Here is an 11,378-nt window from a genome sequence, read left to right on the forward strand (position 1 = left end):
ACGATTTGAGACCGCCAGATTAATGTACGCAATATCGAGGGCTGTCCCAGTTGTTCTGACTCCCGCCCTTGGCTCGTAGCAGCGAAGCAATGGTGCTAAATTCTGCGCATCCAGCGTGTGGGCCCATCTGGCTCGGCGGGGATATTTAACGCCTCTCTCAACCGATTTTGTGGATATGGAAATTCAATGAACACACCTAAGCTTTCGATTGCGCTGTCCTGTGCTGTTGCAGTTTTGATGTTGAGCGGATGCGCTGCCTCTGTAAAAAGCGGCGGAACTGAAACGCTCGTCATTCAGGAGTCAGCCAAGCAGAACCTGGTCGTAAACTTCGAGGGGAATAGCAAGGTTCAACAAAACGAGGACTGGCCTCGCTTGAAGCGGGAGTGGAATGACGCCCTGCAAGTCGAAGCGACTCGCGCCGGCTACAGGCTTACAGGGGCTCAGGCATCAAGCCAGGAGGCCAAGGACGGTGTCGGTATCAAGATCAACGTGACCAATTTCCGTTACCTGACCCCAGGCGCTCGCTACGGAGCAGGGGTCATGGTGGGGAATGCGTGGGTCAATTCCAGTGCAGATTACTCGGACTTGAAATCAGGCCGCCTGATTGGAACTCGGACATACGACACGTCATCGTCTGCTTGGGAAGGTGTCATGTCGGCCATGACTCAAGAGCAGGTTCAGGCTATTTCTCAGAAAATCATAAGTGACATCAAGAGCGCAAAAGCCAAGTAATGCGATCTGGTTAACCGGCGTCATGAGTCGATGAATAAAGCGGGTTTCGGAAGAGCACGGATGAGTCAATGGAAAACACAGGGATTCTGGAGCAGGGCGTGGACCTTTGCGCTGCTGGTATTTCTCGCAGTGTTTACCTTTTACTCCGATGCGACCTGGTTGGGCGACGGCTCATCCAAGCCCAAGCAGGTCTTCAGCCCTGGCTTCATAGCATTCTGTGTGTTGGTGGCTGTGTTTGAACTGATCGTGCTAAATCATTTCTATGGTGCGAGTAGATGAGGCATAGCGATTCCTTTGCCGCTATAGCGGTTGAGTTTTAATGAGCGGTAGTGGCCAGTGGCTATTCTTTGATATGAGTTTTTTGTTATCTTTTTGGTTTGTCTAAAATTAAGGGCTTTCAGATGTCTGAAAAATTCATATCGGCTTGGTTCTATGCTTCGATGGAAAGTACAACCAGGCCGACCGGTTTGCCTGGAAGCAAAACCGAAACGGTTTATGACAAAAAAAATGTGGACTTGGATAATTATGCGGATTTGCTTCTGGAGACGTATGAGACATTCGATGAGCAGGGGTATGACGTTGTGAACGTAGTTCCGATTTCCGTGGCTCTATCAGAGGAATGTACTCAGAGAGGCGGGGCCTACGTTGGAGATGTTGCGTTCTCGGTTACGCGAGGAGCTGTGGTAATCGGAAAGAAGAAACTTCCTTAAGCTGCGGATGCTTTATTTTTTGGTCTTTCTGGATTATCCCGGATTAGGGCCATCCTCGGCAGCGCACTGGCCGCTGAGGTAGATGCGCGTCATGTGGCCACTTTCGGGTGTAGGTCAGCGTGCCATCGAGCCCGGGCCGGAGAGGGACCGGGGAAACCACGGTTATCAGAGTCGCGGTCAGTTCCCAGTTTCCCATCTCATGCCCGGCTGCATCCCTCCAGCTTCACACAATCCTGCCTCGGAACTTTTCCTTAAAATGATGTCAATTTGATAGCGTGTCGCGATGCTCAATAAAACAGGATCAACCAGTGCCAGGCTGTTTCCTGGCAGGCCCAGGAACGTATGAAATGAAAGTGATTCTTGCGATGGTATTGATGTTCAGCGGTTACGCCTTTGCCGGTTGTGGCAACATTGATGACCGTGACCAGCGCGCCTACTGCAATGCCAGGGTAAGCGGCAGCAGTTGCGGAAGCATCGATAATCGCGACTTGCGTGCGGCATGTAACGCAGAGCTGGGAGGCAGTTCTTGCGGCAACATCGATGATCGTGACCAGCGTGCCTATTGCAATGCCAAGCAGAGCGGCAGCAGTTGCGGCAGCATCGATAATCGTGACTTGCGTGCGCGATGCAACGCGGAGATGGGTAACAGTTCCTGCGGCAACATTGATGACCGTGACCAGCGCGCCTACTGCAATGCCACGACCGGCGGCAGTAGTTGCGGGAGTATCGACAATCGTGATCTGCGTGCTCAGTGTGAGTCCATGAAGCGCTGATTGGGGGCATCGGCGGCGGAATGGGTATGGAACCCTCCATAGCGTCTGCCGTGCGATGTATTCGCGTCGAAGCTGATGAAGCAAGGCGTCCGAGGACGATTGATCAATGTCCAAGAAACTTCAGGAAAGCAAAACAGCGACAGCTGCTGACATTGAGCGCTCTATCCAGGCACTGAACAAAATGGCTGAACGCCTCTGGGGGGATGGTCGGGAGACTGAGGCGAAAGCTCTGCTTGATGCCTTGGATGCCTTAAACAGGGCGCTCGACAGGATCAGGATTGGGGAGAGCCGCAGGGTTCTTCATTAATGCTTGAGGGAAATGGGGACGCTCACGATATGAGTCGGGCCGATTACACGGGGCCCAAATCGTGGTCTGTCCCTGGCTCCACTGACCTGATGCTTGTTGGTCATTCAATGACCGTCGCGATTGCGCTGCAGCCACTCGTCAACGACCTCTCCAAGCGTCTTAGGCACGCCATCACGTATCCAGGCCATGAAGTCTCGGTCAAATTTAAAGTTGTCGCCGCAGTGCTCCACCATGAATCGGCGGACGTTCTGTGTGTTTCGATAATCCTTGCAAACTGGCGTATCTCTTGTGAGCTGATCACTGTGCCAATTAAAACTCATGGGGCGGGCTCCGTATTGGATGGTCAGACCTATAAATCCATGACATCGGATGCTTGGCGTCTTGCAAGCGGTATCCACACGTCCACGTAACCCCTCCCTCGGGAGGGTTCGAAATCCGCGCTGTACTGCTCGAACTCAGGCGCGTCGGCTATCTCATATTCAGACTCAGGCAACCAGTGATTGAAAATGGTGAAGAACGTCTGATGGATCGTCGAGATATGGCCTTGGTGTCGAAACACGCCATAGTTTTGCTGCGGCACCCTGAAATAACGAAAAGGCGGAGGAAGACTGTCGATGCAGGACACCTCTGTGCCGGCAATGTACTCAAAACTACCGTCCAGTCCAGGGTTGCAGCACAGACCATAGCTCCAGTTGTTGACCTGATCGGGGACCCGTCCCAGGTAGGGGGAAAACGCTTGCCACAAACCGACGATGCCTTCGTTCTTATCGAAGGTAAAACGATCTCCCATACCTGCGATGAAAAACGCTGCCCTGGTTTCAAAGCGAGGTTCGGAGAGTGTTATGAGCTTCCTTTCTTTCGTACGTAAAGGCTCCACTAGCGAGAGATGTTCATCCTCGTGCCCACGCACTTGCTTCGGTGTGACTCCAAACAGATCGCAGAAGGCGCGAGTAAAGGCTTCATGGGAACCGTAGCCGGCATCCAGCGCTACTTGCAGAATGTCCGGCGCACCTCGACGCAAGGCCAGTGCTGCTTGGCTTAACCGCCGAGCACGGATGTACCGCATCACCGACCAGCCCCTCGACAACGCAAACAAACGGGCCAAGGCAAAGGGAGACAGGTTGCAATGGCGCGCGACACGTTCCAGATCGAGTTGGGATCCCAGCTCCAACTCGATGTACCACAGGGCCCTCTCGATATTCAGCATGACGGTCTCCATGAATGCTGAAAGCGACGTTATCAAATGCATGGGAAGAACATTTGATCGTTCTTGCGGTTTTTGCTTTCTACTGCCGTATAACGGGCTGCTGCCTACACTGGATTAACTCACTCATTCAAGGACCTGGAATGCTCATTGTTTTCAGCGGCCTGCCCGGCACCGGGAAAACGACTATCGCCCATGATCTCGCCGCTGCGACAGGTGCCGTGTACCTACGGATCGACACGATTGAGCAGGCGATTCGAAACTCGGGGGCGCTTGCGCAAGATGTAGGGCGCAGTGGCTACATGGTCGCCAATGAGCTGGCCCTGAGTAATCTTCGTTTGGGCCATGCGGTCGTCGTTGATTGTGTCAATCCAGTCCTCGACAGCCGAACCGCGTGGAGCGCAGTTGCCTCACGGGCGGGTAGTCGGTTGGTAAATATCCAAGTGATTTGCTCCGATAAACATGAACACCAGCGCCGGGTAGAAACGAGGGAAGGTGACATTCCCGGGCTGACGCCACCCAGCTGGCAATCTGTACTGGATCATGAATATGAGCCATGGGACGAAGCTCCGTTTTGCATAGACACAGCCATGGCCTCTGCGGCGCAAGCGATCTCGATGATCATCAATCGATTTCTGTCCAGGGAGTAGGATTGGGACCGGTAGAAGGTTGGCTTCGAAATGAATTGACCGGCGGTCCGACCGTTTGGAATTACCGCCGCCCGGGGAACTCCATTCATCGAGGAATATGTATTCCTCAATGGCGGTGAACACCGCCCGAGGTAAATGGAATGACGTCGTTCGAAGAATTCAGGGCCACATCCCATGAGCTTCTCAAAGAGCTGGATGCCGCGACGATAAAAATGATGATGCTGGTTTCTGCGAAAGAGGTGACCGGTCCTTCTTGGGAGGATGCCACCCAGCGGCATCATGACGCTGTAGATGCCTGGCATTCCTTTCTCAATATCCCTACGGATTTCTCGGCGAGTCCGCCTCTTCCCTGAGGGCGAGGAAAGAAGGGGCGCGAGTCGCGCTCCGCTGTCCTACTGCGTTGAAGACGCTACAGGGATCCGTTGTGCTCGGACGGCTACAGATTCAGAAGATGGATTTTCCTTCTTGGCCTGGGGTGGGCTGGCAGGAACATCCGGTTTATCGTCGGGCGTGTGCTGCGCGCTCAAACAAATCTGTCCACATCCTACGATCTGATGCGGCTGCCTATGCAGGGATCCAAAAAGCCGCTCTTTAATCGGACAGCAAACGATCTTTCATGCTGATCCAATTCAACCAATACTCCACCCCAATAACCACTCACTAAAAGCCCTCACCTCCACCTGCCGCTCCCGCCCCGGCCCGCACACCACCGTATATCGCGCGCCCGCCAAACGAACCTCAGGCCGGTAATCAATCAACTCCCCCCGCGCAACCGCGTCGGCAACCAGCACATTGCTGGCGAGCACCAGCCCATGCCCGGCGATCGCCGCTTGCAGGGCGTGCTGTTCCTCGTCATAACGCCGAAAACGTGCATTTTCCAGCCAGCCCAGGGTGCCGGCCTTGGCGCACCATGCAGGCCAGTCGACCGCCACCTTGGCGCTGCTCAGCCATGGCACGTCGATCAGTTCAACAGGCGAGCCCGCTGCGGGTGGTTGCCAGCCGGGGCGGCAATACACACCGAAATACTCATCCAGCAAAGGCCGTTCGAACAGTTGTGGATCCGGCGTGAACAGGGCGCGGATCGCCAGGTCGATGCTGGCGTCACGTCGCAGGTCCACTACGTCGTTGCTGCTGTGCAGGCTGACGTCGATCTCCGGATGCAACCGATGGAAATCCCCGAGCCGAGGGATCAGCCACAGGCTGGCGAACGCCGGCGTAGTGCTCACCACCAGCGACTGGGCGGCACACAAGGGCGACAGTATTTGCAGGCCCTGTTGGATATCGAGCAGGGCGCGGTGCATGTAAGGGTGAAGGCGCTCGCCGTCGGCGCTCAGGCGCACGTTTTGGCTGGAGCGTTCGAACAGGCGCACACCCAGGAAGGCTTCAAGGCTTTTGACTTGATGGGAGATCGCCGCCGGGCTGACGTTCAGTTCCTGGGCCGCGGCCTTGAAGCTGCCCAGCCGTGCGGCGGACTCGAAGCCGCGCAAGGCGGTGAGGGGCAGTTTGGCGAACATGCGGGTGGGTTACTCAGGTTAAGCGTGGCTCAATTTAGCTCAATTGTGCGCGGGGGCTCAACTTGCCAGGCTGTGGTCTTCCAACCCAGCCAAGGAGCCCTGCAATGCAAGGCACACCCCGTAAAATTCTCCAGGCCATCCTCTATGAAGCTGGTGGTGTGCTGTTCGTGGCACCGGCGCTGGCGCTGACGTACAAACAAGGGATGGGCTATTCAACCCTGCTGTCCCTGGTGATTTCTGCCGTTGCGCTGGTTTGGAACATGCTTTTCAACGGCCTTTTCGAAGGGTGGGAGCGTCGCCAACCCAGCCGCCATCGCAACTGGCAGCGGCGGTTGCTGCATTCCCTGGGATTTGAGGGCGGCTTGACGCTGATCCTCACGCCGGTGATTAGCGCATGGTTGGGCATCAGCCTGTGGCTGGCGCTGGTGACCAACCTGGGGTTGTTCGTGTTTTTCTTTTTTTACTCGCTGGTTTTTCAGTGGGTGTTTGATCGAGTGTTTGATGTTCCGCTTTCGGCGCAGGCCGATCAGGGTTCCGTCTCCAACGTCCGTTGAGAGGAGTAGGAGGACGGATTGGACAGATGCATGGCAAAACAGTAGCGTTCAATCCCCAACTCAAAAACTCCAGGGACGGCTATGTCACTCAGACTCGTTTCGTTAATGGCAGTAGCCTCCCCATTGCTCGTGGGCTGTATTTTTCTGCCCATGGGCGCAGAGGAAAAGGCGAAGTACGCCGAGTACCATCGCACTACCGAGTCTCCTGCAACCTATGAGGCCATGGACTGCAATACGTTATTGATTACTCGGGACAGCTATGACCAGTACCCCACGCCTCGGACTGAAAGAATCCGGCAAGCGATTCATCAAGTGGTCGCTCAGCGGGACTGTTCCCGCAGCAGCGCAACCCAGCCAAGTGTCGCCGCCAATCCTGTTCCCACTGCGACGGCCGCGCCAGCCCCGATACCTGCCAACAGCATTGCTGCTCCCATGCCCGTGGCGGCTGGACACCTAGGGGCGCATCTCGGCGTGGTCACGCCTGCTGTTGTAAAGAGCTTCGGTTTGCCTTCCGAGAAAGGGGTGCTGGTGTTTGGTCCGGAGGCAGGCGCCGATTCCGCGAAAATGGGGCTTTTGGCGGGGGACATCATTTTGGAAATCGCCGGGGCGGTGGTGAACAGTCCTTCCGAGGTCACGGCCATCATCGGTCGCATGACGCCGGGTGACAGCGCCTCGATAAAGGTCTGGCGTTATCGGGCGGTGACGGATGTTCGGGTTGTTGTTTCTGACGGAAGTGCGGCACTCTGATGCAAGACACGTAACCTTATGTCGCCCGCGTCACAAGGCTTGGAGTAGAGTGCGGATTGCTCTTCTTCCGGCCCGTATTCTTGAGTAATCGCATGAAATTCTTCCTGGGCATATTCGCCGTTGCTCTGCTGGCAGGTTGTTCGACGCTCTCTGAAACCTTCGATGATCGTCCACGCTGTGGCCCCCATCCGTATTGCGGAACCTCTACCGATGTTGAAGTGATCAAGGCCGCCACGGACGAAAACGCCGGGGTATTTCGCGTCTTGGCACCACTGGCATTGATTGACCTGCCGTTCAGCCTGGTCGCCGATACGTTATTTTTGCCGTATACCCTGTTTGCTAAAGAACCGGCTCGGAATTAGTTGGACCGGCCCCGAAATTCGGGGCTGCGGAGGTCTATAGGCTGGGCCATTCACATTCCCACGACCCGGAAACAAAGAGCCCGCACACTCATGACGAGGTGCGGGCTCTTGATGATTCAAGGGTGCAATCAGAGACGCATGCCTTTGAACGGGTTCCAGCCTTGCTCGCCTTTCACTTCCTTGAGGTAGTACGCGTAGTTGGCCATCAGCGTGTACATCATCGACATGGCAATGCTCAGCCCCGTGCTCAACGGCCGCGGAAACTCCATGCCAATGATGGCGAAAATGACGCTCAAGGCGATGTTGATCGCCAGGAAAATACCCAGCAGGGCCAGGTTCTTCTTCCAGAGCCCCAGGACGAACAGGTAGATAGGGCCAAAGAAAAATGCGATCACGTTTGCATTGATGAGTATTTTTTTCTTGAAGCCAGGCAGCGCCTTGAAGGCTTCCTTGTAGCGCGGGTCGCTTGGCGCACCGTAGGTGTCAAAGAAGTCGAAGCGTTCCTGCCACTTGGCGCTGTATTTACCGGTGCTTTGTACTTGTTCAGTCGTGCTCATTTTCAAGGCTCCTGTTTTCCATAATTAACTTTTTCTTTCTTCCAAGAAATCCTGTGCTCTGGTTCAGAGCATTGGCTGCTTTGGTTTTGTCGAAGAACGCGCGTGAATCTTCAGGGTGCCCATTTTGCCGCTTTATGGCTGGAGGTGTGGAACATTCCGCACTGGCCGCTTGTGCGGTCGCCTGGTCTGTGACGGGCTTCACTCTATTGATTCGCTGGATTGTCCGGTAAAAAGTTTTCGGCATACAGAATCAGCTTCATACTCCCAGTTTTACACCGTGGATAACCAGAAGAGGCGATGTTTTGTCGAGCGATCAACCCCATTTGCGTGAGCTAACACTGAAGCACATTTACGACGGTTTCAAGCAACTGATCCCCATCTCTCTTTTCGTCGTCGTGTTCGGCGTTGCTTTCGGCCTGGCGGCTGCACAAACGGGCTTGAGCGATGCGTCAGCTGTGCTCATGAGCACCCTGGTTTTTGCTGGCGCTTCTCAATTTGCCGCGCTGGATCTGTGGGGGCAGCAAGTGCCGGTGGTTCCGCTGATGATCACCGTTTTCGCAATCAACGCCCGGCAATTATTGATGGGGGCGACACTTTACCCGTGGTTGCGGGAGCTGCCCGTCGCCAAACGCTACGGTGTCATGCTGGTTGTTTCGGACGCCAACTGGGCGATGGCGATGCAGGCGTTCAGTCGGGACAAGCCGGGGCTGGGGATTCTATTCGGCGGCGGCATTGCGCTCTGGGTCACTTGGATCCTGGGCAGTTGGCTGGGGCTTCACTTTGGCAGCGCGATCGAGAACCCGGTCAGTTTCGGGCTCGATATGGTGATGGGTTGTTTCTTGTTGGCGATGGTCGTGGGCGGGAAAAAGAACCTGCGCATGTTCATCATCTGGACGGTGGCGGCCTGCTCATCGCTGTTGGCCTTCTGGTATTTGCCGGCTAACAGCCATGTCGTGGTGGGCGCTTTGGCAGGAGGCGTTCTGGGCGCCGTGTGGATGGAGAAACAACGATGAACATTGAAACGGCGGGTTATGGCACCTTGCTTGTCATCTTGATCATGGCCGTAGTGACCTTGGCCACTCGGTGGGGCGGTGTTTTCGTGATGTCGTTCGTGCCGATCAACTATCGGGTGCAGCAGTTCATCACGGCCATGTCCGGCTCGGTGTTGGTGGCGGTGCTGGCTCCGCTGGCGGTTAAAGGTGACAACGGCGCACGCCTGGCTTTGCTGACCACCGCAATCGTCATGCTGACCCTTAAAAAGCCGCTGCCGGCAATTGCGGCCGGCATACTTGCAGCGGCTTTAGCCAGACAGTTTTGAACGGCCGAGTCGCCCGCTTACTAACGGGCGACGGAGGCTCATCAATGCCCAGGTCAAAAACTCAGCGCAGCCGCTTCCCCGAACGAGTGATCTTGTACACCTGTCATAAAATGCAGCGACATCTCTTGGGGCGCCTCGATGGGGGGAATTTCAAAACTTCCCACCACCTGTCCCTGAAGCGCACTCAACCGCATCGACTCTTCTTCCTTTAACTTTGCCATTCTCGCGTGGTTCGCTGCGATTTCGTTGAGAGTTGACACGGTACATCTCCGTTTGCTGACCAAGCATTGATTAATTTGCCGCCGCGTCAGAATTATGTCGTTCTTGGCTGCTGAGACAGGCCAGTGCAAACCCTGAGCCAGACATGGCCGCCTGTAGATTCCAACATTTAACAGGTGACGAATGGTGGGAAGATGCGCATCGACGCTGGCAACGATGCAACCATGCCTCAAGAATAAGTCACTGATAATACAAACCGAGGGTCAATTTGAATCGGTACGGTAGACCCTTGTCCCCTGTGTTGATTGCCTGTTCATCACGACCACACCGACTCCGATCAGGCTGGTGACCACCGCCAGCAGCAGAATCACCTCCTGCGTCCCAACAGGCGCTGCCAACACCGCGACGAGCAAGCCCGCGAACGGTTGCGACAGGTTGTTGAGCAGCGTGATCACGCCGACGGTCTTGCCAAAGTCCTGTGGGGGAATGACCTGCTGACGGATGCTGCGCATGTACACGTTGAACATCTTGTCGAAGCCGACGATCAGCAGGAAACCGACGACGTAGCCCCAGAGGGTCGGGCTGAGCGCGGTGATGAAAGCGCCGACGGCAATCAGCGTGTAGGAGAGGGCGCCGAGAAGTTTCAAGGGCAAGGTGACCCGGGCCAGGAGAAACAGGATGACGATGGTGGTCACGGCACCGGCCGCCTGCAACCCGGCGTAATCATCTTTTCCGGCGCCGTAGTGGCCGATGACCATGGCCGCCGACGTGGCGAGGGTAACGCCGATGATCAGGTTGACGCCCACCGCCAGGCTGATGACTTTTTTCAGTTCCGCCAGGTTGCGGATGTGGCCCAGGGCAATGCGCAGCGGGTTCAACCAGAGGTCATGGTGTTGCTCGAAGGACTCAAGGGTGACCGAGCTGGTGCGCTGCCAGTACAACATGGCCAGGTCTGCCAGCAGGAACAGCCCGGCGATCGCCAGCACCACCCAGTGCCACGCCCACACCTCGAGCAGCAGCGCAGCGATTAGTGGGCCCAGTACCAAGCCGGTCTGGTCGGCGATTTGCGAATAAGACAGCGTCTTGGTGTAGGTGTAGTGCTTGAAGATGTAAGGCAGGACCACTTCGCGGGCCATGATGCCTTGGGTGGTCAGCACGCCACAGAGGGCCGACAGCGCCACGATCCAATAGACACCGCCGAAGACGCCATAGAGCACGACTGCGACGGCGCAGGCTGCGGCGCGATAGACCTGGCTGATGTGCAGGATGCGAATCGGCGGGAACTTGTCGCACAGCGCGCCGCAGATCGGGAACGCCAGGTAGCGTGGCAGGGATTCGACAAAGAACGCCAGGCCCGCCCAGGAGACGCTGTTGGTGGTCTGGAAAACAATCAGCGGGACGATGAACAGCAAGATCTGATCGGCCAACCGCGAGAGGAACATCGAGACGAAAAAAGCCAGGTAATCCTTGCGCATGGAGCTCCTTGATTGCGGTGTTCAGGTGTTATCCGGTCCAGGCAAACGACGCGAAGCGTGATATGGAACTAATATCACCGTTAGTCTCTATATCTTTACAGGGGATGTCCCCTTTTCGAGAGAACTGCCATGTTCAAATCGCGCTCGTTGATTGCTGCTGTTACCTGTTTCGCCTTGGCGGCGGGCCCTGGCATTGTTGTCGCGGACCCGGGAAACGGCAAGGGAAACGCTCAATTTCTGTCTCTTATCCACATCT

General features: G+C 55.9%; 19 protein-coding genes. 12 read left to right on the plus strand and 7 right to left on the minus strand.

Features of this window, described 5'->3' with window-relative positions:
- The first annotated feature begins 186 nt into the window (after window positions 1–186).
- From HGO40_RS11575 to HGO40_RS11595, 5 genes are all read left to right on the plus strand, one after another.
- The gene (locus HGO40_RS11575) at window positions 187–732 is read left to right on the plus strand and encodes a hypothetical protein (RefSeq protein ID WP_250963098.1); all 546 of its coding nucleotides are present in this window, start codon (window positions 187–189) and stop codon (window positions 730–732) included.
- A gap of 60 nt (window positions 733–792) precedes the next feature.
- Window positions 793–1,011, plus strand: coding sequence for a hypothetical protein (locus HGO40_RS11580; protein ID WP_250963099.1), 219 nt, complete (start codon window positions 793–795; stop codon window positions 1,009–1,011).
- 122 nt (window positions 1,012–1,133) lie between these two features.
- The gene (locus HGO40_RS11585; protein ID WP_250963100.1) at window positions 1,134–1,442 is read left to right on the plus strand and encodes a hypothetical protein; all 309 of its coding nucleotides are present in this window, start codon (window positions 1,134–1,136) and stop codon (window positions 1,440–1,442) included.
- A 347-nt stretch (window positions 1,443–1,789) separates the two neighbouring features.
- Complete coding sequence (locus HGO40_RS11590; protein ID WP_250963101.1) at window positions 1,790–2,215, plus strand: hypothetical protein; 426 nt, start codon at window positions 1,790–1,792, stop codon at window positions 2,213–2,215.
- 106 nt (window positions 2,216–2,321) lie between these two features.
- Window positions 2,322–2,522: a hypothetical protein gene (locus HGO40_RS11595; protein WP_250963102.1), complete on the plus strand. Its 201-nt coding sequence runs from the start codon at window positions 2,322–2,324 to the stop codon at window positions 2,520–2,522.
- A 104-nt stretch (window positions 2,523–2,626) separates the two neighbouring features.
- On the opposite strand, the gene HGO40_RS11600 is transcribed toward HGO40_RS11595, so the two are convergent.
- Window positions 2,627–2,842, minus strand: a complete 216-nt coding sequence (locus HGO40_RS11600) for a DUF6434 domain-containing protein (protein ID WP_250963103.1) — start codon at window positions 2,840–2,842, stop codon at window positions 2,627–2,629.
- Between the two features lie 29 nt (window positions 2,843–2,871).
- Window positions 2,872–3,729, minus strand: a complete 858-nt coding sequence (locus tag HGO40_RS11605) for an AraC family transcriptional regulator (protein WP_250963104.1) — start codon at window positions 3,727–3,729, stop codon at window positions 2,872–2,874.
- A gap of 140 nt (window positions 3,730–3,869) precedes the next feature.
- Here HGO40_RS11605 and HGO40_RS11610 point away from each other — a divergent pair, with 140 nt between their 5' ends.
- Together HGO40_RS11610 and HGO40_RS11615 are read left to right on the plus strand one after the other, a co-directional pair.
- Window positions 3,870–4,376: a P-loop nucleotide/nucleoside kinase family protein gene (locus HGO40_RS11610; RefSeq protein WP_250963116.1), complete on the plus strand. Its 507-nt coding sequence runs from the start codon at window positions 3,870–3,872 to the stop codon at window positions 4,374–4,376.
- A 140-nt stretch (window positions 4,377–4,516) separates the two neighbouring features.
- On the plus strand, window positions 4,517–4,729 hold the full coding sequence (locus HGO40_RS11615) for a hypothetical protein (RefSeq protein WP_250963105.1): 213 nt from the start codon (window positions 4,517–4,519) through the stop codon (window positions 4,727–4,729).
- Between the two features lie 276 nt (window positions 4,730–5,005).
- Here the strand turns inward: HGO40_RS11615 and HGO40_RS11620 are convergent, their stop codons facing one another.
- Entirely contained in the window at window positions 5,006–5,890 is an 885-nt protein-coding gene (locus HGO40_RS11620) for a LysR substrate-binding domain-containing protein (RefSeq protein ID WP_250963106.1), read from the minus strand.
- Between the two features lie 104 nt (window positions 5,891–5,994).
- On the opposite strand from HGO40_RS11620, the gene HGO40_RS11625 reads away from it, so the two are divergent.
- From HGO40_RS11625 to HGO40_RS11635, 3 genes are all read left to right on the plus strand, one after another.
- The gene (locus tag HGO40_RS11625; RefSeq protein WP_250963107.1) at window positions 5,995–6,444 is read left to right on the plus strand and encodes a PACE efflux transporter; all 450 of its coding nucleotides are present in this window, start codon (window positions 5,995–5,997) and stop codon (window positions 6,442–6,444) included.
- 81 nt (window positions 6,445–6,525) lie between these two features.
- Entirely contained in the window at window positions 6,526–7,191 is a 666-nt protein-coding gene (locus HGO40_RS11630) for a PDZ domain-containing protein (RefSeq protein ID WP_250963108.1), read from the plus strand.
- Between the two features lie 92 nt (window positions 7,192–7,283).
- Complete coding sequence (locus tag HGO40_RS11635; RefSeq protein ID WP_250963109.1) at window positions 7,284–7,553, plus strand: YceK/YidQ family lipoprotein; 270 nt, start codon at window positions 7,284–7,286, stop codon at window positions 7,551–7,553.
- Window positions 7,554–7,681: 128 nt separating this feature from the next.
- On the opposite strand, the gene HGO40_RS11640 is transcribed toward HGO40_RS11635, so the two are convergent.
- Together HGO40_RS11640 and HGO40_RS11645 are read right to left on the minus strand one after the other, a co-directional pair.
- Window positions 7,682–8,110, minus strand: a complete 429-nt coding sequence (locus tag HGO40_RS11640; protein ID WP_250963110.1) for a DUF2628 domain-containing protein — start codon at window positions 8,108–8,110, stop codon at window positions 7,682–7,684.
- Window positions 8,097–8,354, minus strand: a complete 258-nt coding sequence (locus HGO40_RS11645) for a hypothetical protein (protein WP_250963111.1) — start codon at window positions 8,352–8,354, stop codon at window positions 8,097–8,099. The genes HGO40_RS11640 and HGO40_RS11645 overlap by 14 nt, the downstream gene beginning before the upstream one ends.
- Before the next feature lie 58 nt (window positions 8,355–8,412).
- Between HGO40_RS11645 and HGO40_RS11650 the strand changes: the two genes are divergently transcribed.
- Together HGO40_RS11650 and HGO40_RS11655 are read left to right on the plus strand one after the other, a co-directional pair.
- Complete coding sequence (locus HGO40_RS11650; RefSeq protein WP_250963112.1) at window positions 8,413–9,123, plus strand: AzlC family ABC transporter permease; 711 nt, start codon at window positions 8,413–8,415, stop codon at window positions 9,121–9,123.
- Entirely contained in the window at window positions 9,120–9,428 is a 309-nt protein-coding gene (locus HGO40_RS11655; protein WP_250963113.1) for an AzlD family protein, read from the plus strand. The genes HGO40_RS11650 and HGO40_RS11655 overlap by 4 nt, the downstream gene beginning before the upstream one ends.
- Window positions 9,429–9,481: 53 nt before the next feature.
- On the opposite strand, the gene HGO40_RS11660 is transcribed toward HGO40_RS11655, so the two are convergent.
- Both HGO40_RS11660 and HGO40_RS11665 read right to left on the minus strand, forming a co-directional pair.
- A complete protein-coding gene (locus HGO40_RS11660; protein WP_027912993.1) occupies window positions 9,482–9,688 on the minus strand; it encodes a hypothetical protein in 207 nt (68 codons plus the stop codon).
- Window positions 9,689–9,910: 222 nt separating this feature from the next.
- Window positions 9,911–11,122 (minus strand): MFS transporter, encoded by a 1,212-nt coding sequence (locus HGO40_RS11665; protein ID WP_250963114.1) that lies wholly within the window; start codon window positions 11,120–11,122, stop codon window positions 9,911–9,913.
- Window positions 11,123–11,378 lie beyond the last annotated feature (256 nt).

The sequence above is a fragment of the Pseudomonas sp. CG7 genome, from assembly GCF_023701885.1.
In the GTDB taxonomy this organism is placed as follows: Bacteria; Pseudomonadota; Gammaproteobacteria; order Pseudomonadales; family Pseudomonadaceae; genus Aquipseudomonas; species Aquipseudomonas zanjanensis.